This is a genomic window from Weizmannia sp. CD-2023 (assembly GCF_036225245.1).
In the GTDB taxonomy this organism is placed as follows: domain Bacteria; phylum Bacillota; class Bacilli; order Bacillales; family Bacillaceae_C; genus Weizmannia; species Weizmannia faecalis.
In genome coordinates this window covers 19,295-43,418 of record NZ_JARTJQ010000103.1, presented here as the reverse complement: position 1 = coordinate 43,418, position 24,124 = coordinate 19,295, and the positions used below count along the sequence as shown (strand labels likewise).

The following is a 24,124-nucleotide window of genomic DNA, read 5'->3' as shown; positions in this document are numbered from 1 at the left end:
AGTATTTTCAATTAGCTTATAATCTGATACAATAACCATAATCGTTATTTTTGGTGGGACATTCCCCGTATAGCTGATGGTACAGTTATACATCATGGGGGATGTCCTTTTCCTTTCTCAAGAATAAATACGAGGACATTATACTCGTCAAATTCCGGACAGGCAATACCGTCAACTTTCGGTTATTTTTGGATGTCAGAAACAGTCTGCGGCAGGTATTTCTCTTTTTCATAAAGGTATGCTTCCCTTATTATATAAGCTAAGGCATTTCCTATACATATCCAAGCAGTTTCCAGATCAGGATCTTCTTCGAGTTCCATATATGTCATAATATCTTTTTCATCCATATTTTCCAAGTATAAATACAGACTGTATGCATCAATATTTTTATATTTAATCCAATCCCAAGCTTTGTTCAATGACTCTAAAGCAATCTCATAGCCTTCAGATTGCGAAGTTTTGTCAATAACTAATTCAGTAAGTAATAATAAATATACCATTTTTGCATCAATATTTAAGTTATCAAATTTTTTCATCCTGACCCTCCTCTAATTGATCAACGTATATTCCATTTTTTGCTCTGAATGATAACCTCAGTCTCACAGGTGACATCTATTAATAAGTTAGGATTTCTTTTTTGAAATTGTGGATAACTTCAAAAACTATAATATAATTATTAAGTCAACCTTTCTTGTATTGGCTTACTTAAATGAGTGAAGTCCTTATCTGTTAAATGCGTGTCCGAAACGATTCCAACAGATGAATCGTTATGAAGCAACTTGCTTAACCCATTCCAATACTGAGTTAGGAATTTTACTTCAACTTATATATCATGACGTATCTCTATTTTCTTTTTTAAAAATTTTCAAACTTCTGTCTCGTAATTTTTGTCATAATCAGGAACACATGGCTCTTTTAAGATATCTGTTAATGGATACTCATCATCAAAGCCATCATCCCCTAATTCATAACATTAATTGTTTCGGGGTTGAATTTCGTCAGAAATAGCATCATCATAATCCTGTAATTCTTCCGAAATTTCTTTTAATCGCTCAATATTGTTTGTGAATTCGTCGTAAGAAATTTCTTGGTACTCAAAAATTCCCTCGCCATATTTATCACTGTCAAATATTTTTACCTCAGTACCTAATTTCATTAATATATCAACTAAGCTTTTTAAACTCTCCATGTCATCAATGTTATTTGCATCACTCGCTGCTAATAAATCGTTGTTTTCAATTTTACTTTTTATCTCTGAAATCCCTAATCCTGTGTACTTTCTCAATGGTATAATATATTTGCTAAGTTGGCTATCAGCAGCTAACTTAATTGCGATTTTGCTCATATATCATGCTCCTTTCTATTAAAATTCCTCTGTAAAATTCGGGTTAACTGGTCTACCAGGAGCATTTTTACTATAATTTCCGCCATGCCAGCCCTTTAAATGCTCTCTAGTGGTTACTGGATAGATTAACTCTCCTCTGTTAGATACATGTGGATAATTCATCGCATTATAAGTATGGTGCCCAATAATTGGTTGACCATCAAACTGAGGTTTTCTTCCTTTTAAAATTTCTTGTCTCTGTTCTGCATTCCAATCTCTTGTTGTTGGCTTTCCATATAAAATTCTTTTCTTCTCTTGTTTCCAAAATTGGTTAACACCTGCAACTCTTCTTTTTAAAAATCTATTATTCCATTGATATCTTTTATATTCTTCTTTTATTACTGTGCGCTTTTCAATTTTTTCTTTTATTATTTTCTGCTGAGCCCTGTTTAAAGATTTGTACGGTACCTGCTTTGGTGTTAAATTAAGTTCTGCTTTACTCACTCTTTGAGCAATAATTTCTGCCCCTGCGGATACTTTCCTGGTCTGCAGAACATTGCCTGTACCTTTCTTAACCAGCCCACTCTCTGTACGGTTCTTTAAAATCTTACTAAACATAGCCTTAGTACTGTTCTCTATTACATATCCATTTTCCGCAGGAGCCCGTACACGCCCGATTCCATCAGCTACAAGGCCCATCTGTCGCGGCGGAATATTTCTGGCAAAAGTATAGGCAGAGTCCGCTGTTCTTGATGCGTCAATTATATCATCTGTAATCTTCCTCTTCATTTTTTGCGGCGCATCTTTAGCCAGGTTTGCCGCGCTGCGAATGCGGGATTTTCCAAGTGCCAATGCATTGCTGACTAATTTGGTGATAGGCTCAGGTTTCTGCTTCGCAAAGTTGATACCGATACCAATTCGGCTTTGCTGAAATCCCCCCATATAGTTGACGACACGGGAAGTGCCTGCAAATTTCGCCATACCGTTTATGCCAGGCACAATATCGAGTGGTGCCAAGACACCGCGAGATACTCTTTCACTGTTTTCAAGCTCTCTTCCCGATGTCCAATCCTTACCAGAGACAGCGGAGCCTAATTCCACTACACCATAAGCCGCGCCAAGGGCGATCCCGGCTGGCGGGCAGATGATGGAGGTGCCGACAATAACGGCAAGGCTTGCGATCTGGCCCCAAAATTCTTTTTTCTTCTGCGCGTCACGGATCGAGTCGTACTGAAAAGCACGCGAATGCAGGACAGCCTGTTCGTAATCTTTTTCGAAAATCCCCTGATCCGGGTTTTGTAGTTTCAAATTGTCGTATTCCTCTTTCATTTGCTTCGCATAAGCGTTACTGCCGTTGAATAGGTCTTCTAGGCTGACTTCGGCTTTAGAGACGTCCATGGTGTTTGAACCGTACTCACCCGGAATGACGACCGTCTTTTTGGCACCGATCCGGTTTTTCGTTTTAATTTCGGGAATGGAGAGGCTTTCCATCGCATCAGTAAACGCGTCAATGTCTTTGTAAAAGGGCTCGTCTATGGTGCGGTCGACAATCTCGTCGTCTTTGCCCGCAAACCGATGGAGCACGGAGAAATCCTCGAACAGATCCTTGTAAACAGCTTTGTGGCTGGTGTGACTAAAAGAGATCACACCGTCAACATCGTATTTTTCGATATCCGCCTGGGCTTCTTCGAGCAGATCGCTGATTTTCTTTAAATTGTCAATCATGCCCTTGCCCAAATGTCCTGCCCCGATTAACTCTCCGATTCCTTCTTCCGACTTTTCCCACTCTGAAGGAATATATTTGACATCTATAGCAAGACTCCTTTGAAAAGTGTTTATAATTTTAAAAAAATGACCTTTCTCAATCATTATTCAACCTGCATGAAGCACTGTCAAGCCAAGATTTATCGAGCAAGCAACTGATCAATTACTCCTCGTCTTTTTTGGCTAGCTTATTTTATAAATTTACCCAAATACCCTTGTTTGTTTGCAGTGTTTTTTCTGCTTTTTAAATAATTCAGGAAAATAAATTTTGGAGGTTCACTTGAAATTCCGGGAAAAGCTGCGACTTTACCCACCCCGCTTCCTTTGCAACATCTTTTAAAATATAGTTTTCTTCATCATTCAATACATATAATTGGACCGTTTTCAAGATCGGGTTCACAATCCAATATTCTTTTACCCCGTACTGCATATACAGATTTAATTTTGTGACTAAATCGTGGGCTTGATTAGAGGGGCTGACAATCTCAACTATTAAAGTTGGAACCCCGGTATACCGCGTTTCCCCCAATCCATTTTTGTCGCAAATGACGGATAAATCAGGAACAACAATCTTTTTCCCTTCGATGCCATCTTTTTTTAGTTCAATATCATATGGAGAGAGGAACACTTCACAATCTGCCTCTTCCAACAAATGATACAGTTGGACGTGCAGGCGGCCCTGGATCCTTTGATGAGCAGTAGAGGGAGAAGGAGACATATATACAATCCCATCTATATATTCACAAACTTGTTCATGCTGTTCGCGTCTTTTGTAAAATTCCTCCAAAGAAATGGGGTGTTTATGCGGCAAACTCATATGCCAGACTCCTTTCTTTTTGGACAACCATTTTCCGTGAACTTTTTCTTTTATTGTTTACCAGCATGGTGGAAGAAGTCAAGGTTCTATCTATTGTGGGTGCCAATGTGTCGATGACCTTCCCATTTTAGCGAATATCTTCATTCCTTGCTCCATACATTCACTCATTTTGCATTTTCATTTCTGACTGTCTTACTTCAATTGCTATCGAAAAATTAGAGATTTACGATATGAATTTTTAATTAAAATATTTAAAATTTATTCATAAAATGATACAATTGAAAATACAATGATGGAGGGCGGAAGAAAGGGGAGGATAAAATGGAAACTAAATTATAATTGCAAGGCTGCTCTAAAAGTAGATATTCCTTGGAGAAGAAAACAAAGAGCGTCACGAAATAAGCAATGGGAACTTGACCGTCTTTACCATGCAGCTATTTTTTACAAAAATGTAATTGCCTATCGCAATGAAATCTTAAATGCTGAATATATTAAGAAACGAAAAACATTCATTTTTAAAATCTTCCCTTGATTCGGCAATGGAAGCTTATAAACATTTGGCAGGATCACTTAAAAAATATAAAAAAACGCTATGGGTCAACAAACCATGAATTCTTTATGAAAGTGAGAAAATGAATGTTGAAAAATTTAATCATAAATCGAGATTTTGGCCTTTTATGGACTTCTACTGCAATTAATTCAATAGGAAACCAAATGTCCATTATCGCATTTCCTTTGGTCGGCATCTATTTGTATGGTACAAATGCAATGGAGACATCAATTATTAGTGCCCTGACATTTTTGCCCAATTTATTATTTGGTTCTCATGCCGGCGTTTACACTGATTTACATAATAAAAAAAGAATTTTGGTTGTATCCAATTTAGCAAACTTTTTTGTTTTATTTTTGTTGTTTCTATTTACAGTGACTCATACTTTACCTCTGTTTGTTTTTTATGGGGGTATTTTTTTAAGTAGCAGTTTAGGCATTTTTAATGGATTTGCTTTCTTTTCTGCAATACCATTCATAGTAGATAGAAAAAATTTACAGGAAGCGAATTATCGGCTGGAAATCACGAATGGTACGATCCAAACAGTCGGACCTTCACTGGGTGGAACCATTATTCAGCTTCTGACTGTCCCATTTGCTATGTTAGTCGATGCGTTTAGCTTTTTGGCAGCTGGCATAATACAACTATTTTTACCCAATCAATTACAAGCAGAGAAACAAGAAAAAAAGCAAACAAAATACTGGGGGCAGATTAAAGAAAGCTATTTATTTGTGGTTCGTCATGAAATCCTGTCCCCTATTGCTTTGAGCTACTTTTTCGTCGTCTTATCCATTGGTTTGTTTCAATCTCTACAAGTTTATTATTTGTCACGCGTGATGCATCTCAACGCTTCACTTATTGGAATCGTCTTAAGTATAGGAAATATAGGCTTCTTAATAGGTTCCATTCTATCTAAATACCTTTCAAAAAAGATTGGCAGCGGCAAAAGTGTCATCTTGTCATTGTTTTTATATTCGTTAGGCTTTTTTCTTTATTTTATTGCCAGCCCATCTTCTCTTTACTTCATCATTTTAGGACAAATGATCATCAGCTTTGCACCGCCTATTTATAATGTTAATGTGCTCACAATGAGACAAAAATTGGTAGGAAAAGAGATGTTGGCTAGAGCTGCAGCCATCTGGAGAGTTTTAGGAAAAGGAATGGTGCCTGTTGGTGCTTTAATTGGCGGATTTATTTCCACCATATTTCAAACAAGGACGGCAATATTAGTAGCAGTTGTGATTGGACTCATCGGACTGATTCCGGTGATCATGTCGAAAAAATTAAGAGATTATCGTGATTCTGTTGACTAGAGGGGGCAACAAGACGGTAAATTGTCAGAGTGCAAATGGCTGTCTGCCGTTTTAGAAATTGAAGAAAAGCCGCCCATAGCTAAAAAACCCTGAAAACCTTTTTCAGTTTTCAGGGCGGTATTTTTCATTATTCAGCTTTGAGTACTTTTTTTACACTGGAACTTTGGTTTTGGTCGGATTGTGCTTGGATGGTCTCGTTAATGGCTGCATTTCTTTTCCGCATTTGTTTATGGTACCAGGCAAATAACAGGATGTATCCAGCCAGTGCCAGAATGGAAAAAGCAATGAGCTTCAAATCCAGCGTATTAGCTGCTTTCCCAAACAAGATGGCGAGCATTTTCTCAATTGGATCCGAGTCAACAGATGAGAAGAGTGCGCCTTTTGAAAGCCCTGCCGGAAAACTGTGCATGGCAATCGATGCTGATGTTAAGAATTTGGCAATGAGTGTTGCCCCCCAAAGGAACAATGGGATCATCACCGTTCCGATAATGGTCATCCGGATCACTCTTCCACGGGTAACAATCAAGAGTGCCGGCGTCAGCACCGTCAGCAAAATCCCTCCAAGCGGCAAGACGTGGTTTCCTGGTAAAAACATGGCTTCCACTAACAGAATCGGCGCAAGAATGTTGGCTACCGCCCAAACTTCTGCTCTTGGGGCAAGAATCGGCCAGTCAATGGCGATAAACAGTTTTCTTCCGCGCAATCGCTTGCTCATGATTTGGGTAATCCCGTCTGATAGCGGGTCAATCGCCGGGGCAAACCATCCGCCGACAAAAGCAAACAATTCAAGCGAAACCCCTGCGGTAAAAGCAAGCGCAAAAGTATCTTTGAGAGATTGCTGCCCCAATAAACCGATGAAAATCCCGAGGTATGCACCAATCGCAAATTTGCTTCCCCAGAAACCGATTTTTTTATTGAGGGTTTCGGCATTAAAGTCAAATTTATCAATAAACGGGAGAAATTTATCAATCACCTTGTTAAACACCATCGCGACCGGAGCGACTAACAATGACGGGTGTGCCGTTGTTGTAATATTGGTTTGGTCATAATCAAGGAGCTCATTAATGGTCGGTTTCATGACATCCGAATTGATCAGCATCAGCGCGTAAACAAATGCGACAAATAATGTTGTAACGATCATATTGTTTCCGGAGTAATGCAAAATCAGCAATCCTAGAACGGAAATGTTCCAAATATTAAACAAGTCAACATTTAATGTGCTGGTTGCCTTCGCAATCAAAAGAATAAAGTTTGTGATGAGGCAAATAAAAGCAAAATAAAGTGTGTAAATCGATCCCCAGGTGATCACCGCTAGCGGCGCCCATCCCAGGTCGGTAATGCCAAGTGATACGCCGGTTGCCTTCACAAAGTTTTGAAGGGCCGGGCCGAACGCACTTGTCAATAATGAGATAACGGCACTCATACCTGTGAGCGCCAATGCCATCCGAATCCCGCCTTCAATGGAACGCGAGATAGATACGCCTACACACAAAGATAAAATGGTAATGATAAAAAACATCATGGCTGGTGCGCCTAAGTCTATAAAAAAGCGAAAACCTTCGTTTAATTTATCGACAATCATCATGGTGGTGTCCCTCCTTTTGCCTCGTAACCGGTTACGTAAACGAAACAAAAAGGATTGTCTATAATATAGCAAACTCCCAAAAAAAATTCAACCGTTTTCATAAAAGAAAATATATCCAAATTTCCTCTAGCATTTTGATCCTTTTTCTGAAAGGCGGCCTTTTTGCGGGAAAATGGAACGGCTTTCGCTTTTCAGCCAGCGTTGAATAGGCAAAAAGTTTAGGCTTGGCACAATTCTGGCGGCTTTTGCTAACATAAATGCATAGAACTTTGTACGCAAAAGTTGAGGGAGAGGAGAAATCAAACGTTTTTTGCAGCTATAGAAGTGATTACTATTTCTTTATATGAAGCAATGTCTATTCTGATCATCATTAAATGTTGGCACGAAAAATTTAAGTTCATTTTATATCTGCTGTTGAAATGCATGTTGCTGGTAAATCGAATTCTTGAAAATATTAACCGGCTAATTTTCATTCTTCCGCGGGTGCCCTATTTAATATGTCATGAGCATCTAATATTAGAAGGAAACCGGGAAATATACAGAAAAAATGATTTTACAAAAAGAAACCGTTGACAAAATAAAGAAAAAGGCTTACATTAGTAACGTAATCGGTTACGTAAGACGAAAAGGAGTTTATGCTCATGGTAACAATACGCGATGTGGCAAAAGCAGCCGGTGTTTCAACTGCAACGGTATCCAGAATTTTGAACAATAAAGGCGAAGCCAGCCCGGAAACGATTGAACGCGTACGTAAAATTGCAGAAGAAATGAACTATAAGCCGAATACATTGGCAAAAAGTTTATCAAAAGGAAATACAAATTTAATTGCTTTGCTGATTCCTTCATTGGAAAATCCTTTTTTTCCGGAATTGGTGAAGGCGATTGAAGAAGCTGCCAATGCTTATGGTTACCATGTGTATTTATGCAACAGCGATGATGAACGGGCAAAAGTAAAATACTACCTGGATTCCGTTCTAAGCAGCTATGTAACAGGTGCGATTATTAATTCGCTGTACGTGAAAACAAAAGATCTCGATTTCCTGGAAAGCCGGGGAGTCCGTACCATTACCATCGACAGATCGCAGTCGGACCACCCTTATTCTTCCATTACAGTGGATCATAAAAAAGGAGCAAGACTTGCGGTACGGCACCTTATAAAAGAAGGCGGATGCCGTAAAATTGTCCATCTGTCGGGCCCGAAAGATGAAAAAAGTGCAAATGACCGTTTAACCGGCTACCTGGAAGTTTTAAAAGAGGATGGGCATGGGCAAGTGCCACAGGTAGTTTACGGGAATTTCAGCATGGAAAGCGGATATGAAGCGGTGAAAGGCCTGATAAAAAGCGGAGCGTCCTTTGACGGCATTTTCAGTTCGAACGATGCCATGGCGTTAGGGGCCATCCGCGCTTGTACGGAAGCCGGGTTAAAAGTGCCTTCCGATATGAAAATCGTTGGCTATGATCATATCCAGTTTTCGCGGTTCTCCACGCCACAATTATCGACGGTTGACCAGCAAAAACATAAAGTAGGCCGGCTGGCGATTGAGGAATTGAACCGTTTAATCCGGAATGAAAACGAAAAACCGAGGAAATATGAAGTAAAACCCGAACTTGTTGTACGGGAGTCATCGGTTGATTGATAGCCGGCAGGGTTCCGGGGGATGGAGAGCTGCACCTTGATTCAAGGCAATTCCGTCCCATTTGTGAAGCAAAAAAAGGAAATGATGAGTCCGGGGCAAAGTTTTTAATTTTGACTTCATGCAAGTGAGCGTTGCCCCTGTTTCGGTTTCCGTTTTAAAACGAAATACCCCCCATGGCGCGGGGTTATACGAGGAGTGAAGAAGATGAATAAAATAGGACCGTCTTTGATGTGTGCAGATTTGGGACATTTAGCAGAAAACATAAAAGAGATGGATGAAGCCGGCGTTGATTTTTACCATCTTGATGTGATGGACGGCTTATTTGTGCCGAATTTCACACTTGGACCCGATTTTATCCGGACCGTCCGAAAGTTGACCGATAAACCGTTGGATACACATTTAATGATTAAACAGCCTGAAAGATTCATTGACTTATTTGCTGACTGTGGATCAGATATGATCTCCATTCATGCAGAAGCAACCGATAATTTGCAGGGAGCACTTGCCAGGATCAAGAACGCGGGTTTAAAAGCCGGTGTCGCCATTAATCCTGCAACGCCGCTTGATGTGCTGGATTATGTCTATGACGTAACCGATTACGTTGTTGTCATGACGGTAAATCCGGGATTTGCCGGCCAGAAATTTATTCCGGCTGTATATGATAAAATTGCCCGGCTCCATGAAATCATCACACGCAACAAATTTAATATTGAGATAGAGGTAGACGGGAATATCGGTGCATCCACGATTCCGACCTGCAAAGAAAATGGCGCCACAATGTATGTGTGCGGAACAAGCGCCGTATTTAAAAAGGAAGGCACGCTGCGGGAAAATGTGGAACGTACGAGAAACTTATTAGATGCCCATGCCACAGTGAACGCGGCATCAGCAGGAGAATAAAAATCAGCCGGCGCATATTTTCAGGAAAGAAGACCTAATTGGACAATTCAACCTGCTTCGCTTGTGTTTATGTCTAATTAGAGGATCCAATTGGACAATTCCGACTGCCTCCGCAGTGTTTTTGTCTAATTAGAGCTCCTATCGGGACAAAACACCTGGCAGACATGGACCTTTTGTCTAATTAGGATATCCAATTGGCCAATTCGCCTTGCCTCATCAGTGGTTACGTCTAATTGGAAAATCCAATTGGCCAATTCTGATTTGCCCCGCAGTGTTTTTGTCTAATTAGGATATCCAATTGGACAATTCAACCTATCCCGTCTGATCTTTTGTCCAATTAGACATCCATGCCGCTGTGAGTGTGGCACCATCAGAAAGCGAAAATCAGCCGGCGCTATATTTTCAGGATAGATGAGGCATCGTGGCAATTGCATCATTCAAAGCGGACATACAGAGGAGGAACCGACAATGGAATTCGATGTTGTGGTGGTAGGAAGCATTAACATGGACGTTGTGGTAAACTGTGAAACTTATCCGAAATACGGGAATACGGAATTTTGCCAATCGATTAAAATGCTGCCGGGGGGCAAAGGTGCCAACCAGGCAGCCAGCGCAGCAACACTTGGCAAAAAGGTTGCAATGGTTGGTTCGGTCGGCAATGACAGCGCAGGCAACCAGATGCTTGAAAATTTGCGCAGCCGGGGTGTGGATGTCACCGGCGTTATGAAGACAGATAAAGCCGGAACCGGGACGTTTATTGCACTTGTGGACCAGTCAGGGGAAAACACGATGGTTGGCACAATCGGCGCCAATGAAGCATTAACCGGGCAAGATATTGAAAAAGCTTTCGCGAATTTGAAAGCGAAAATTTTATTGATACAAATGGAAACAAGCAAAGAGTCGATTTTAGCAGCCATGAAGCTGGCAAAACAACGCGGCATGTATGTTATTCTCGATCCGGCACCGGCTGGCGGCATTACACCGGAGGCTTTCCGATATGCTGATCTTGTACTGCCAAACAGCCAGGAAACGGAAGCGATCACGGGTATTAAAGTGACGGATAAAGAAAGTGCGCTGCTTGCGGCTCAAAAGATTCATGAACTCGGAGTCCCGAATGCCATTGTTAAAATGGGAAGCAAAGGCAGCCTTGTTTCTCAGCAAGGCAAAATCACTTTTGTCGATTCTATCCAAGTGCAGGCTGTGGATACGGTTGGGGCAGGCGACTGCTATGCCGGTGCCATTGCCGATGCGCTAATCGATACGGACGATCTTGTGGCGGCGGCCCGGTTTGCATCGGTTGCGGCCGGTATCAAAGTCTCACGTGCCGGCGGACAAGACGCGATTCCAACATTGGAAGAAATAAAAAAATATCAAGGCTTGACAATCGGTTGAGATCAAATCACCACAGGCATTGACAAATGATCCATAAAGGCAAGACCTGGTTTTCATGTGAAGGGAACCAGGTCTTTTGTTTTAAATTCTATCGCTTTTGATGAGTATAAAGCATAAGAACTGAAATGTGGAAAACGAACCCAGAAAAGGAACGCATTTACCGTTACAATACCCGTCACCTGTAAAGCGCCAAATGATGTTTGGCAGATTGCGGGGGTGGCAAGTACTTCCTTTTTCACAAACACTTGTTGAAAATCCTTCTCATTTGTAAATCGTGAAATCATATATTAAGCTAATAGTGGTTGTCCTAGGGGAGCGGTCCTCCGGTATCTATTGCATTTTTCTAAGTATACGATGGATTTGATCGTGGGAAAATCGCGCGGATCTCATTTTGAAAGGAGGGAGGTTCATTTGAAGACCAGAAAGTATTTTTTATTTGCCGTTTTGCTCTTGTTCGGGGTGCTACTTTTACCTTCCATGGCATCTGCACATGCGTACATCGTAAAATCCAGCCCTTCTGAAAATGAAGTATGGAAAGCACCGCCGAAAAAGGTGTCCATCCAATTTGATGAAAAAATCCAGCCCGTCAATTATTCCATTCAAGTATTTGATGAGGATGGGAAGCGGGTTGACCGGAAAGACGGAAGGATCAACTCCCGCAATGGGGCTGTTTTGGAATGCGGCTTGCGCACAAATTTGCCAAAAGGTACATATCAAATTCAATGGAAAGCGGTTTCCGGTGACGGGCACCCTGTCCAAGGCGTTATTCCTTTTCAAGTTGGATCCGGACATGAGGCGAAGCAACCATCCACTTCCGGAACGGAAACAGGGTATACGCCCAAAATCGACTTGATTTTGATCCGCTGGCTGCAATATGCCAGTTTTGCGTGTATTGCCGGCATGTTTTTCTTTTCCCTGCTCATTGTTCCGCGGGAGGCCGGCCACAATTCATATATAAAGAAAGCATCCGGCAAGATGCTGCAAATGGGTATTTTGTTCCTGGTTGTGGGCACTTTATTGAGTTTGCCTTTAACGGCGTCCATTGAACTGACGACTTCATGGCGCCATGTGCTTCATGCCAGCGTATTAAAAAGTTTCACGACAAGTACGGCTTTTGGGCATATATGGCTGGTACAGATGGCCCTGTTGCTGTGCCTGGCTGCTTTGGTATTTTTCCATTCAAAGACGAAAAATCCTGTTTTGCTTTTTGCAGCACTCGTTTCTGCGCTTGGATGGGTGCTCACTAAAGCGTTGATTGGCCATGCTGCTTCAGCCCCGCACCCCGTATGGCAGGTGACGCTGGATTTTCTCCATTTGCTTTCGGCAGAAATTTGGATTGGCAGCCTGGCCATGTTCGCCGTCTTTATGCCATTGGCAAGGCATGAGGATACAAAGCCGCATTATTTTCGGATGATCAGGGCATTTTCAAAATGGGGTATTGCCCTTGTCGTTGTGCTCGCTGTGACAGGCGTTTTGGGCAGCATCACCTATGTGCCAAACTTGCGATCACTCGTAACGACCTTTTATGGGAAAGTGCTGTTTGCTAAAATCCTGTTGCTTCTCGTGATGATCATGCTTGCCGCGTTAAATTTTTGGAACGGAAGGCGAAGCAGAAAAAAAGGACTTTTTGCATCCGTATCGGGTGAACTGGCAACAGGGATTGCCGTACTTGTCCTCTCTGTCATTTTGACAAACTTACCGACTGCGACGGCGGCACCCGGACCGTTCAAAGAAACGAAAACTGTCCACCAACAAGAAGTGACGTTCTCGGCTACTCCGAATGTGATAGGGGAAAATACATTTACATTGTCGTTGAAAGACCGCAATGGACGGCCGATAGAGCATATCGAGCAAGTGACATTAACTTTTACTTCGCTTGAAATGGAAATGGGCAGCGAGTCGAAAGTATTGAAAAAAGTCAAAGACGGTTACTACCGCGCAAAAGGAATGGATTTCAATATGGCAGGCCATTGGAACGTGCATGTCCACGTTTTGAAAAAAGATTTGAATACCATCGACACGGATTTCTCTGTTCATGTTGGCAGCCAGCCTGAATGAAGGGAAAAAATCAGTTTCTGTGTGTTTGGGAAAAACCGATTGGCGTGGATTTTTTCCGCTCGTGTCGCAAGCCTGATTGAGGGGAAAAAGATTAGTTTCTGTGTATCAGGCTGGAATAGGCATGTCTAAGTTTTGGAAAGACTTGCATATGATTGACTTAGATTTTTTCGTTCGTGTCACAAGCCTGATTGAGGGGAAAAAGATCAGTTTCTCTGTATCAGGCTGGAATAGGCATGTCTAAGTTTTGGAAAGACTTGAATACGATTGACTTAGATTTTTCCATTCGTGTCACAAGCCAGCCTGACTAAGGGGGAAAAGACGGCATAAAAAAACGGTTCCAATGAAAGGAGAAAAGGAAAAATGTTGAAAAAGTTTGTCAGAGTCGTGCTGCCGGCATTTTTCGGTTTATTTCTGTTTGCAGGTGTAGCAAGTGCCCACGTAACCGTGAGTCCGACCACATCTACAACCGGCGCGTGGGAAACCTATACGATTAAAGTGCCGACAGAAAAAAATATTCCAACGACCAAAGTCACAATTAAAACACCAAAGGGCGTCGAAATTGAATCATATGAACCGGTGCCGGGTTGGACCTATTCGGCCGAAAAAGGTTCAGACGGAAAAACCAAGGCCTTTACTTTCAAGGCTGATGGAAAAGGCATTTTACCGGGCCAGTTCCAGCAGTTTACAATTGTTGCCGCAAACCCGGATCATGAGACCGAAATCGCTTGGGACGCGTACCAATATTACAAAGACGGTAGTATTGTCGAGTGGACGCAGGACAAAAACGGCGACAATCCCCATTCAATTACAAAAATAGTGAAGGGATCGGACACCGGTCAAGCCCAAAACCACGAAACAACAACCAACGGCGACAAAACATCCGGCTCTTCATCCAACACCCTGCCGCTCATCTTGTCAATCGTATCGGTTGTGCTATCACTGGTTGCCTTGATCACAGCATTTCGAAAAAAATGAAAATGTGCGCCTGTCACCGCCCGGGGCGGCAGGCGCTTTTTTCACGGATTGTAAATGGCAGAATGCCGTAAAGCAAGAATTTCCCGCTATATATCACATATTTAAGTCCCGTTTCCGGTAAAACAATAAGTGCAGGCGGAAAAGGCGGCAATCAGCAGCAGTACAAGGAGAGCGTTAAGGGGGTTATGGCCGTCTCCGTTTACAATATCCTGATAAGAAAAGTATTTAAAAGGGCAAAGCACGTTGAGCGCGTACAGGTTGTCCGCCAAATTTGTCAATTCGTTGATGGCAAATGTTCCGAATTAGACGTAGGTATTGAAAAACGGACGTTTGTCCTATAAAATAAAACTGAAAAATAAGAAAAGGAGTGAGCGATTTGCCATTGGAACTGGTAATGGAAAAACAGGCCGGTTACAACGTGCATGACCGTTTGTTTAAGGAGCTGATCCAAAACTTTTTTCAGGAGTTTATGGATGCCTTTTTCCCGGATCTTTCAGCGGATCTCGACTACCGCCGGGTGCGGTTTTTGTCGCAGGAACAGTTTACGGACTTTCCGGGCGGCGAACAAAAACGGGTTGACATCCTTGCCGAGACGAAGGTAAAAGGCAAAGACACCGTGATTCTCATCCATGTAGAGCCCCAGTCGTATTACCAGAAACTTTTTCCTGAACGCCTGTTTCGCTATTACATGATGATCAGCCTCAGGCACCGGAAACCGGTATTGCCGATTGCCGTATTCAGTTATGAGGAGAAAACAGAGACCCCCGATACGTACACCTTTGCCTTCCACAACATCGAAATTCTTCGTTTTCACTATTTATCCATTCATCTGATTAAGAAAAACTGGAGAGATTATATCCGGAGCAACAATCCCGTTGCTGCAGCATTGCTGAGCAAAATGGGGTATACAAAAAAAGAGCGGGTGCAGGTCAAACTGGAGTTTCTGCGGATGCTGGCCCGGATGGAACTCGACCCTGCAAAAATGAGGCTGTTATATGGTTTCTTTGATTTTTATTTAAAACTGAATGAAAAAGAGGAGGCGGAAGTAATGGAAAACATTAAAATGCTGGATCCGGATGAAGCAGAGCAAGTATTGAAGCTGCCGAATTCTTACTTTGACCGCGGGTATAGGAAGGGAAAAGAGGAAGGAAGAGAAGAAGGTGAAGAAAAGTTAAAAAGATTTATTGTCAACTTGTTAAAAAATCAAGTGGATTTGAAGATCATTGCCCAAGCATCCGGCTTGAGTGAAGAGGAGATCCTGAAAATCAAAAGGCAGATAGAGGGGGAAAAGCATTGAGCCCGGTTTGTGACGAAGCAGAACAAGTACTAAAGCTGCCGAATTCTTACCTTGACCGCGGGTATAGGAAGGGAAAAGAAGAAGGAAGAGAAAAAGGAAGAAAAGAAGAAAGAAAAGAATTGTTACAAACGATTCCAACTGCCATCAAAATGTTGCAGGAGGGTATGGATCTTCAATTCATTGTGGAAAAAATAAAACAGCAATTGGAGCATTCGTAAGATGGGAGTCAGGCTTCCAGGTTTAGATGAAAAAGAAGTTGTCTTAGATTTGCCGAATTCCTATTTTGCCCGCGGGTATAAAAATCAGTTATCATGTAAAACGGGCTGTTTCTTGCGGGAGGCACCCGTTACTTTTCCATGTCCGGAGCTTAAGCCCCCGTGCATTTTTTCAAAAGTCGGGCCGGCGCTTATAGAAGCAGTTCTTGAAACAAAGAAAATTCCATTGTTGTTCGGTTCAATAAATGGGTTGAATTTTTTCGCGCGATCTATTATACTGTCTGTAACCGGTTACACAGGAAAGGTGAGGCATTTGGCAACGATCAGAGATGTGGCAAGTGAAGCGGGTGTGTCGGTGGCGACGGTATCCCGCGTGCTGAACGGAAAGGGATATGTCAATGAAAATACCCGGAAGGCAGTTGAGGCTGCCATCCGGAAATTAGCGTACAAACCAAACGAAGTGGCCCGTTCACTTTATCACCATCAATCGAAGCTGATCGGTCTTGTTATCCCGGATATTACAAACCCTTTTTTCCCCGAGATTGCCAGGGGCGTGGAGGATTTCTTCCAGGAAGAAGGGTACCATGTCATGATTGGCAATAGTGATGAAAGCCGTGAGAAGGAAGTGAATTATATAGAAGCCTTTTCACAGCATAATGTGATGGGGATTATCAGTACATCAAGCGATGACATCTCACAGTGGGCCGGTTTGGACATTCCTGTTGTATTGCTAGACCGAATTCAGGATGACTTTCCTTCCGTTTGCGCGGATCAGGAAGCTGGGGGAAAATTGGCTGCGCAAATTTTGCTCGAACGGGGAAGCCGCAATATCACACTGATGAGAGGACCGCATCATTTGCGCACTGCCCAGGAAAGGTTTTTGGCGGCGTTAACTGAACTTGGCCGGTCCAGTGCAAGGTTTCAAGTATTGAACACCGCGTTTTCGTATCATCATGCCCTTGAAACAGCAAAGCAGCTGTTTGACTGTTACCCGGATACAGATGGAATCATTGCAGCCAATGATATGGTGGCTACTGCTGTATTGCGGGAGGCATTGGCAAGAGGGAAAAAAATTCCCGATGAACTGCAAATCATCGGCTTTGATGATATTCCCATCAGCCAGCTTGTATATCCTGCGCTTTCTACCATTCATCAGCCGGCTTATGAGATGGGAATGGAAGCTGCCAAACTTTTGCTGGAATGCATGCATCAACAGACAAATTTGAAAAAGAAGATCAAACTCCCGATTGCATTTAAAGACAGGGAAACAACAAGAAAGGAAGGCGGATAGAAATGGTGCAAATTACAGTGGTCGGAAGCATCTCAATGGATCTCGTCGTGACAGCTGACAGAAGGCCACAGGCAGGAGAAACCATTTTAGGGCACTCATTTAAGACGGTGCCGGGCGGAAAGGGAGCAAATCAGGCCGTTGCTGCGGCAAGGCTTGGGGCAAAGGTAAACATGGTTGGCTGTGTTGGGGATGATGTGTATGGCCCGGCCTTAATTGAAAATTTGCGTCAAAATCATGTCTCTACACAATATGTGGAACCGGTTACACATTGCAGTTCCGGTACCGCGCATATTACGTTGGCGGAAGGGGACAACAGTATTATTTTTATCAAGGGAGCAAACGATTTTGTTACACCGGATTATGTGGAAAAGGCAAAAGAAGCATTTGAAGGCTCTTCTATTGTCTTAATCCAGCAAGAAATCCCATATGAAACGGTTGAATATGTCGCGAAACTTTGTGAAAAAAAACAGATTCCGCTCTTGTTAAACCCTGCACCGGCACGAAAAATTTCCCCAGCCATTCTTGAAAAAACAGCATACTTGACGCCAAATGAGCATGAGTGCAATTTCCTTTTCAACGGGATAGACAGGTCCGAAGCATTAAAACGGCATCCAAACCAGTTAATCATTACAGAAGGGAAAAACGGGGCAAGATTTTATGACGGAAGAGAAGAGATTGTCGTGCCAAGTTTTCCAGTTGAAACAGTGGATACCACTGGAGCCGGTGATACTTTTAATGCCGCATTTGCAGTAGCCGTTGCAGAAGGGAAAGAAATAAAAGAAGCGCTCCTGTTTGCAAACCGTGCTGCCTCGTTGTCGGTGACAAAATTCGGGGCACAAGGCGGCATGCCCACCCGCGAAGAAGTAGACGGGAGGAAAAGATGATGAAAAAGCACGGAATGTTGAACAGCTCGATTACAAAAGTCTTGGCGGACCTGGGACATACAGATTGGCTTGTGATTGCCGATGCCGGACTGCCGGTTCCTAAAGGCGTTCCGAAAATTGACCTTGCATTAACTCCGGGAACCCCTTCGTTTAAAAGTGTGGTCAAGGCTGTCTGTGATGACATGGTGATAGAAAAAGTCATTGCGGCAGAAGAAGTGAAAGACGGAAACCCGGACCAGCTGGCGTTTTTAAATGAACAGTTTCCGAATTTGATAGCATTCGTTCCACATGAGGATTTTAAAAAAATGATAGAAAAAGCAAAAGCGGTGATCCGTACCGGGGAAATGACGGCTTATTCAAATTGTATTTTACAGGCGGGTGTTTTTTTCTAAGCATGCGACAAAGTAAGGGATGCCAAAAATAAAGGGAGGGAACCCGATGCAAATTGAAATGCATGACATCTATAAATCTTTTGGTGCCAATAAGGTGCTTGAAGGTGTAAATTTTTCGCTGTTGCCCGGCGAGGTCCATGCATTAATGGGGGAAAATGGTGCTGGAAAATCAACTTTAATGAATATTTTAACTGGCCTCCATCAAAAAGATAAAGGCAAAATTATTATTGATGGCAAAGAAACATTTTTTCAAAATCCAAAAGAGGCGGAACAGGACGGCATTGCATTTATCCATCAGGAATTAAATATTTGGCCGGAAATGACTGTCCTTGAAAATTTATATATTGGAAGAGAAATAACACGTCCCTTTGGCGTTTTAAAAACGAAGGAAATGAAAGCGCTAGCAAAAGGCGTATTCGATCGTTTAAACATTTCTTTGCCATTTGACCGGCTGGCCGGTGCCTGTTCGGTAGGCGAACAACAAATGATTGAAATTGCGAAAGCCTTGCTTACAGATGCTGAAGTCATGATTATGGATGAACCAACGGCTGCTTTAACCGACCGTGAGATTCAATCTTTATTTTCTGTCATCGAATCACTGAAAAAGAATCATGTTTCGATTGTCTATATTTCTCACAGAATGGATGAAATTTTTCAAATCAGCGACAGGATTACAGTGATGCGGGATGGTAAAACAGTCGATACAAAACGGACGAAAGATACCGGTTATCAGGAAGTCGTTAGAAAAATGGTGGGCCGTGATTTAGAAGAGCAATTTCCACAAAGAACAGCCCGCCAAGGAAATACGATTTTAGAAGTCCGCCATTTTTCCAGCCGGCAAAAATTCAAGGACATCCATTTTTCGGTCCGATCCGGGGAAATCCTTGGGGTTGCAGGGTTAATGGGGGCAGGAAGAACAGAGATTATGCGCGCATTATTTGGCATTGACCCCTGCGATGCCGGCGAAATTTTTATTGAAGGGAAAAAGGTCCGGATTAAAAATCCAAGTGATGCAGTACAAAAAGGAATTGCTTTTATCACAGAAAACCGGAAAGATGAGGGGCTGATTCTTGATTTTACAATTCGTGACAATATTGCACTGTCAAACCTGGAAAGCTTTGCTCCAAATGGCGTGATAAAAGCGGCTGACGAAAAATCATTTGTCGACATGATGATTCAGCGGCTGAAAATTAAAACCGCTTCCTCAGAAACAGTTGCCGGGGATCTATCCGGCGGTAACCAACAAAAGGTGGTTCTTGCAAAGTGGGTCGGAACAGCCCCAAAAGTATTGATTCTTGATGAACCGACAAGAGGAATTGATGTAGGCGCAAAACGTGAAATCTACTATTTGATGAATGAATTAACGGAAAGGGGTATGGCCATCATCATGATTTCCTCTGAATTGCCGGAAATCCTTGGGATGAGTGACCGGGTTCTTGTTATTCATGAAGGAGAAATTGCCGGCGAATTGGACAAAGCGGAAGCTACACAAGAGAATATCATGTTCTTAGCGACGGGAGGAAAAAAACATGGAACAAGCAACTAAAAAAAGCACAGTTGTTCTGCAAAAACTCGGCCCATTACTTGCTTTTATCTTGTTATTTATTGTTGTTGCCATTTTGAATCCTTCATTTATTGCTCCTTTGAATTTGCTTAATTTATTGCGGCAAGTATCGATTAACGCATTGATCGCATTTGGCATGACTTTTGTGATCTTAACCGGCGGAATCGATTTATCTGTTGGTTCAACACTGGCATTATCCAGTGCCCTCATGGCAGGAATGATTGTTGCAGGCCTGAATCCCATTCTGGCGATCGTTCTTTCAGCCCTCATCGGTGCGCTGTTGGGCGCTGTGAACGGTTTGTTTATTACAAAAGGAAAAGTCGCCCCGTTTATTGCAACATTGGCAACCATGACGATATACCGCGGTTTGACAATGGTATATACAAACGGAAATCCGATTACCGGACTTGGCGATAACTTAGCATTCCAGTTGTTTGGCCGCGGCTATTTCTTAGGCATTCCGGTTCCTGCCATTACGATGGTTATCACATTTTTCATTTTATGGTTTATTTTGCACAAAACTTCTTTTGGCAGAAAAACATATGCAGTGGGCGGAAATGAAAAAGCTGCTCTTGTTTCCGGAATTAAAGTAGACCGGGTGAAGTGGTTAATTTACAGTCTGGCGGGGTTATTGGCAGCACTTGCCGGATCCATCTTAACTTCGCGTCTCAATTCGGCCCAGCCGACAGCAGGCACTTCTTATGAAATGGATGCGATTGCAGCGGTTGTTTTGGGCGGGACAAGCCTGTCAGGCGGCAAAGGAAGAATTTTCGGCACACTGGTCGGTGCACTTATTATTGGTACATTAAACAATGGATTAAACATTCTGGGAGTCTCTTCTTTTTACCAACAGGTCGTAAAAGGGGTCGTCATTTTAATTGCCGTCTTAATTGACCGGAAAAAATCGTAAAGCGGGGTGCAGATAATGAAAAAGATGATGAAAAAGATGATGAAAATGATGATGAAAATGATGACTGTATGTTTGCTTATATTATCTTTAGCTGCCTGTTCCATGGAACCGCCGTCATGGGCAAAACCGGGCCATCATAAAGAATTAAAGGATATGAAAATCGGCTTAAGTGTTTCTACCTTGGATAATCCTTTCTTTGTTTCATTGAAAAACGGCGTGCTCCAGGAAGCGAAGGAAAAGGGAATGAAAGTGATTACGGCAGATGCCCAAAATGATTCCGCTAAGCAAATTAATGATATAGAAGATCTTATCCAGCAGGGTGTGGATATTTTACTCATCAATCCAGTAGACTCTGCGGCTGTCTCATCCGCAGTTGAAAGCGCGAACCACATCGGCATTCCGGTGATTACGCTTGACCGGTCTGCAGATAAGGGGAAAGTGGAAACTTTAGTTGCTTCAGATAATGTGAAAGGCGGAAAGATGGCAGCAAACTATATCATAAGCAAGGTTGGGGAAAATGCAAAAGTTGCAGAGTTGCAGGGAACACCCGGTGCATCTGCTTCACGTGAACGGGGACAGGGATTTGACTCCATTGCAGATAAAGAATTAAATATTGTTACGAAACAAACAGCTAATTTTGACCGTACGCAGGGCATGAACGTAATGGAAAATATTTTGCAAGGGCACAAAGACATCCAGGCTGTTTTTGCCCAAAATGATGAAATGGCTTTAGGGGCCATCCAAGCGATTAAAAGTTCAGGGAAGAATATAATTGTGGTGGGATTCGACGGAACGGATGATGGATTAAAAGCTGTTAAACAAGGACAGTTTAGTGCGACAGTTGCCCAACAGCCTGTGCTAATCGGAAAAGAAGCCGTTCAGGCCGCGTCCAAAATATTAAAAGGGAAAAAAGTCAAAAGCCGTATTGCTGTGCCGTTAAAATTGGTAAAGGAAAGATAAGTATGGCCTGCTGAACGGACTGGATTTTCCTTCGTATCTAGTTCGTTCAGCAGGGCTATTGATTTTTTTCGCCAAAATAATCGTCAATTTAATTTAAAGCAATAGCTTTGGCACCTTGGTTCTGTTTTTTCATTTACATAATTTACAAAACCGCAGAGTAAAAGACAAATGAGCATTTAGGTGATAGAGTCCTTCCTTCATACCGCACTAACGGCTTCTTGCTGAAAAGAGATGGGCGACAGCCAGCCTAAAACAGCATCCTAATAAGAGGGTGCGTTTTTAATGTTTGGATGGTTTACCAACCGGGGAGGTCAATATTTTTTGAGTTTAGCGGGGAAATGTCTTTCGTTTCGCTTATGAGGAAAAATTGGTCTGGATTCAGGTGTGAAACGTCTTTTATTAGGGTGATGAAAGACAAAATGCCTTGAATCTAGGTGCGAAATGTCCTTCATCGGGTTCATGAAAGACAAATTGACCTGAAACTTGGCGTGAAATGTCTTTCATCCGTGATATGAAGGACAAAATGCTTTGAATCCACGCGTGAAATGTCTTTCATCCGTGTTATGAAAGACAAAATGCTTTGAATCCGCATGTGAAATGTCCTTCATCCTTGTTATGAAGGACAAAATGCATTGAAACTCGATGTGAAATGTCCTTCATCGGGTTCATGAAAGACAAATTGACTTGAAACTTGGCGTGAAATGTCTTTCATCCATGTTATGAAGGACAAATGGCAAAGAAACGGGATGAAAAACGTCCTTATCATCGTTCTTATAAAAGACAAACTGTATAGAAATTCAAGTGGGAAAATGTTTCACCAGTTGTGCGGCCCATTTTGGCAGTTTATCTCGCAGAAGGATTTGACCTGCTTGTCAACCTCATACCACCCGGAATTTGGGCATATGCACAAGAAAATTCTCTTCTTTTCCAATGTTATTTTGAAAAGGTTTTCACTATTATAAAGACAAACAGCAAACGAGGAGGTTACATCATGGGCAGTGTTACAATCAGCTGGATCGGTGCATTGATCGGGCTGGCGATTGCCATTATTCTTATTTTAAAAAAGTTGAATCCCGTATATGCATTGTTTTTAGGCGCAATTTTGGGAGCGCTGATTGGAGGAGCGAATCTTGAAGATACGGTGAATATACTGGTTGCCGGTACACAAAGTGTGATGGGAACGGTGATCCGGGTTCTTGCCGCCGGTATATTGGCCGGGACAATGATGGAATCGGGAGCGGCTGAGACAATTGCACAAGCCATTGTCAATCAGTTTGGCGAAGGAAAAGCCATTTTATCCCTTGCTCTTGCAACAATGGTGATTACGGCAGTGGGTGTATTTATCCCTGTTGCAGTCTTAATTGTGGCCCCGATCGCATTATCAGTCGGAAAGAAAATGGGCATTTCAAAGCTTGCCCTTTTACTGACGCTTTCCGGGGGCGGCAAAGCGGGGAACGTGATATCGCCAAATCCGAATACAATTGCAGCGGCACATGGGTTTCATGTGGAATTGAGCCGTTTAATGATTTACGATTTTATTCCGGCTGTTTTTGGTTTGGTCGTTACGGTCATTGTGGCAACTTTAGTTAAACACAAAGGCGTAAAAATCACTGGATCTGATATGATTGAGACAGATCACAACAGCCGTGATCTTCCTTCATTAAGGCGGGCCATCGTCGCCCCGGTTGTTGCGATTGTATTGTTGATGATCAATCCAATCGGTGAGATTTTTCATATCTCTGTACTGGCTTCATTTAAAGTTGATGCCATGTATATCTTACCGATTGCCGGTGTTCTGGGAATGATCGCCATGGGCCACCATAAACAAATTCTGGCTTATTCAGCGTCCGGCCTGCAAAATATGACGGCAACCGTGCTGATTTTAATCGGAGCCGGTGCCATTGCCGGTCTCATTTCTGCTTCCAATCTTTCGACTGAGGTGGTGGCACTGATTAAAGCATCCGGCATCTCGGGGACGTTCCTGGCGCCCATTTCCGGCATTTTGATGGCGGCAGCTACAGCTTCCACATCAACAGGGGTCATCCTGGCAACCGGTTCGTTCAGCAAAGCTATTCTGGACATGGGGACTGCTCCGATTGCAGCTGCGGCAATGGTTCATACCGGTGCTACAGTCATTGACCAGCTGCCGCAGGGAAATTACTTTCATGTCACAGGCAGCAGCATGAATATGTCCATAAAAGAAAGAATGAGCGTCGTTCCGTACGAGGCACTTGTCGGGGGAACGATGGCGATTGTGGCAACCGTTTTATACGGATTTCTATTTTAATGGGGTGAG

General features: G+C 42.6%; 20 protein-coding genes. 15 read left to right on the top strand and 5 right to left on the bottom strand.

The annotated features are described in order from the left end of the window. Positions 1-182 precede the first annotated feature (182 nt). The 4 genes from P9687_RS15170 to P9687_RS15155 all read right to left on the bottom strand — a co-directional run bounded on the left by P9687_RS15170 (position 183) and on the right by P9687_RS15155 (position 3,905). The gene (locus tag P9687_RS15170) at positions 183-536 is read right to left on the bottom strand and encodes an Imm6 family immunity protein (protein WP_328228916.1); all 354 of its coding nucleotides are present in this window, start codon (positions 534-536) and stop codon (positions 183-185) included. 437 nt (positions 537-973) lie between these two features. After that, complete coding sequence (locus P9687_RS15165) at positions 974-1,345, bottom strand: hypothetical protein (RefSeq protein ID WP_168985630.1); 372 nt, start codon at positions 1,343-1,345, stop codon at positions 974-976. A gap of 18 nt (positions 1,346-1,363) precedes the next feature. After that, positions 1,364-3,193 carry a hypothetical protein gene (locus P9687_RS15160; protein WP_237340422.1) on the bottom strand — a complete coding sequence of 610 codons (1,830 nt, stop codon included), beginning with the start codon at positions 3,191-3,193 and terminating at the stop codon, positions 1,364-1,366. Positions 3,194-3,341: 148 nt separating this feature from the next. Then, positions 3,342-3,905: a Uma2 family endonuclease gene (locus P9687_RS15155; protein WP_168985629.1), complete on the bottom strand. Its 564-nt coding sequence runs from the start codon at positions 3,903-3,905 to the stop codon at positions 3,342-3,344. Positions 3,906-4,541: 636 nt separating this feature from the next. Between P9687_RS15155 and P9687_RS15150 the strand changes: the two genes are divergently transcribed. After that, the gene (locus tag P9687_RS15150; protein WP_168985627.1) at positions 4,542-5,768 is read left to right on the top strand and encodes an MFS transporter; all 1,227 of its coding nucleotides are present in this window, start codon (positions 4,542-4,544) and stop codon (positions 5,766-5,768) included. Between the two features lie 127 nt (positions 5,769-5,895). Here P9687_RS15150 and P9687_RS15145 read toward each other — a convergent pair whose 3' ends face one another. Beyond that, the gene (locus P9687_RS15145; protein WP_211161889.1) at positions 5,896-7,353 is read right to left on the bottom strand and encodes a PTS transporter subunit IIC; all 1,458 of its coding nucleotides are present in this window, start codon (positions 7,351-7,353) and stop codon (positions 5,896-5,898) included. A gap of 641 nt (positions 7,354-7,994) precedes the next feature. On the opposite strand from P9687_RS15145, the gene P9687_RS15140 reads away from it, so the two are divergent. From P9687_RS15140 to P9687_RS15075, 14 genes are all read left to right on the top strand, one after another. Beyond that, the gene (locus P9687_RS15140) at positions 7,995-8,990 is read left to right on the top strand and encodes a LacI family DNA-binding transcriptional regulator (RefSeq protein WP_168985626.1); all 996 of its coding nucleotides are present in this window, start codon (positions 7,995-7,997) and stop codon (positions 8,988-8,990) included. Positions 8,991-9,194: 204 nt separating this feature from the next. Beyond that, positions 9,195-9,890 carry a ribulose-phosphate 3-epimerase gene (gene rpe / locus P9687_RS15135; protein WP_168985625.1) on the top strand — a complete coding sequence of 232 codons (696 nt, stop codon included), beginning with the start codon at positions 9,195-9,197 and terminating at the stop codon, positions 9,888-9,890. 468 nt (positions 9,891-10,358) lie between these two features. Continuing rightward, positions 10,359-11,282 (top strand): PfkB family carbohydrate kinase, encoded by a 924-nt coding sequence (locus P9687_RS15130; RefSeq protein ID WP_014097039.1) that lies wholly within the window; start codon positions 10,359-10,361, stop codon positions 11,280-11,282. 411 nt (positions 11,283-11,693) lie between these two features. After that, a complete protein-coding gene (locus P9687_RS15125; protein ID WP_168985624.1) occupies positions 11,694-13,340 on the top strand; it encodes a copper resistance CopC/CopD family protein in 1,647 nt (548 codons plus the stop codon). A gap of 360 nt (positions 13,341-13,700) precedes the next feature. Continuing rightward, complete coding sequence (locus tag P9687_RS15120; RefSeq protein ID WP_017552349.1) at positions 13,701-14,315, top strand: YcnI family copper-binding membrane protein; 615 nt, start codon at positions 13,701-13,703, stop codon at positions 14,313-14,315. Positions 14,316-14,697: 382 nt separating this feature from the next. Next, positions 14,698-15,612 (top strand): Rpn family recombination-promoting nuclease/putative transposase, encoded by a 915-nt coding sequence (locus P9687_RS15115; RefSeq protein WP_168985633.1) that lies wholly within the window; start codon positions 14,698-14,700, stop codon positions 15,610-15,612. Next, positions 15,609-15,830, top strand: coding sequence for a hypothetical protein (locus P9687_RS15110; RefSeq protein ID WP_168985623.1), 222 nt, complete (start codon positions 15,609-15,611; stop codon positions 15,828-15,830). Before P9687_RS15115 ends, P9687_RS15110 begins: the two co-directional genes overlap by 4 nt. Positions 15,831-16,140: 310 nt before the next feature. Beyond that, positions 16,141-17,118 carry a LacI family DNA-binding transcriptional regulator gene (locus P9687_RS15105; protein ID WP_168985622.1) on the top strand — a complete coding sequence of 326 codons (978 nt, stop codon included), beginning with the start codon at positions 16,141-16,143 and terminating at the stop codon, positions 17,116-17,118. 2 nt (positions 17,119-17,120) lie between these two features. Next, positions 17,121-18,002 carry a ribokinase gene (gene rbsK, locus P9687_RS15100; protein WP_014097051.1) on the top strand — a complete coding sequence of 294 codons (882 nt, stop codon included), beginning with the start codon at positions 17,121-17,123 and terminating at the stop codon, positions 18,000-18,002. After that, positions 18,002-18,394, top strand: coding sequence for a D-ribose pyranase (rbsD, locus tag P9687_RS15095; RefSeq protein WP_035183437.1), 393 nt, complete (start codon positions 18,002-18,004; stop codon positions 18,392-18,394). The genes rbsK and rbsD overlap by 1 nt, the downstream gene beginning before the upstream one ends. Positions 18,395-18,440: 46 nt before the next feature. Continuing rightward, positions 18,441-19,940 carry a sugar ABC transporter ATP-binding protein gene (locus P9687_RS15090; RefSeq protein WP_168985621.1) on the top strand — a complete coding sequence of 500 codons (1,500 nt, stop codon included), beginning with the start codon at positions 18,441-18,443 and terminating at the stop codon, positions 19,938-19,940. Continuing rightward, the gene (locus P9687_RS15085) at positions 19,924-20,868 is read left to right on the top strand and encodes an ABC transporter permease subunit (protein ID WP_013860508.1); all 945 of its coding nucleotides are present in this window, start codon (positions 19,924-19,926) and stop codon (positions 20,866-20,868) included. Before P9687_RS15090 ends, P9687_RS15085 begins: the two co-directional genes overlap by 17 nt. Before the next feature lie 48 nt (positions 20,869-20,916). Continuing rightward, a complete protein-coding gene (gene rbsB, locus P9687_RS15080) occupies positions 20,917-21,828 on the top strand; it encodes a ribose ABC transporter substrate-binding protein RbsB (protein WP_429906469.1) in 912 nt (303 codons plus the stop codon). A gap of 991 nt (positions 21,829-22,819) precedes the next feature. After that, complete coding sequence (locus P9687_RS15075; protein WP_168985620.1) at positions 22,820-24,115, top strand: GntP family permease; 1,296 nt, start codon at positions 22,820-22,822, stop codon at positions 24,113-24,115. The last annotated feature ends 9 nt before the right edge of the window (positions 24,116-24,124 follow it).

What these genes read in the sequence shown, in the direction of transcription:
- P9687_RS15170 (WP_328228916.1), bottom strand. Translation starts at nt 536, where the DNA reads ATGAAAAAATTTGATAACTTAAATATTGATGCAAAAATGGTATATTTA.
- P9687_RS15165 (WP_168985630.1), bottom strand. Translation starts at nt 1,345, where the DNA reads ATGAGCAAAATCGCAATTAAGTTAGCTGCTGATAGCCAACTTAGCAAA.
- P9687_RS15160 (WP_237340422.1), bottom strand. Translation starts at nt 3,193, where the DNA reads ATGATTGAGAAAGGTCATTTTTTTAAAATTATAAACACTTTTCAAAGG.
- P9687_RS15155 (WP_168985629.1), bottom strand. Translation starts at nt 3,905, where the DNA reads ATGAGTTTGCCGCATAAACACCCCATTTCTTTGGAGGAATTTTACAAA.
- P9687_RS15150 (WP_168985627.1), top strand. Translation starts at nt 4,542, where the DNA reads ATGTTGAAAAATTTAATCATAAATCGAGATTTTGGCCTTTTATGGACT.
- P9687_RS15145 (WP_211161889.1), bottom strand. Translation starts at nt 7,353, where the DNA reads ATGATGATTGTCGATAAATTAAACGAAGGTTTTCGCTTTTTTATAGAC.
- P9687_RS15140 (WP_168985626.1), top strand. Translation starts at nt 7,995, where the DNA reads ATGGTAACAATACGCGATGTGGCAAAAGCAGCCGGTGTTTCAACTGCA.
- rpe (WP_168985625.1), top strand. Translation starts at nt 9,195, where the DNA reads ATGAATAAAATAGGACCGTCTTTGATGTGTGCAGATTTGGGACATTTA.
- P9687_RS15130 (WP_014097039.1), top strand. Translation starts at nt 10,359, where the DNA reads ATGGAATTCGATGTTGTGGTGGTAGGAAGCATTAACATGGACGTTGTG.
- P9687_RS15120 (WP_017552349.1), top strand. Translation starts at nt 13,701, where the DNA reads ATGTTGAAAAAGTTTGTCAGAGTCGTGCTGCCGGCATTTTTCGGTTTA.
- rbsK (WP_014097051.1), top strand. Translation starts at nt 17,121, where the DNA reads ATGGTGCAAATTACAGTGGTCGGAAGCATCTCAATGGATCTCGTCGTG.
- rbsD (WP_035183437.1), top strand. Translation starts at nt 18,002, where the DNA reads ATGAAAAAGCACGGAATGTTGAACAGCTCGATTACAAAAGTCTTGGCG.
- P9687_RS15090 (WP_168985621.1), top strand. Translation starts at nt 18,441, where the DNA reads ATGCAAATTGAAATGCATGACATCTATAAATCTTTTGGTGCCAATAAG.
- P9687_RS15085 (WP_013860508.1), top strand. Translation starts at nt 19,924, where the DNA reads ATGGAACAAGCAACTAAAAAAAGCACAGTTGTTCTGCAAAAACTCGGC.
- rbsB (WP_429906469.1), top strand. Translation starts at nt 20,917, where the DNA reads ATGATGAAAATGATGACTGTATGTTTGCTTATATTATCTTTAGCTGCC.
- P9687_RS15075 (WP_168985620.1), top strand. Translation starts at nt 22,820, where the DNA reads ATGGGCAGTGTTACAATCAGCTGGATCGGTGCATTGATCGGGCTGGCG.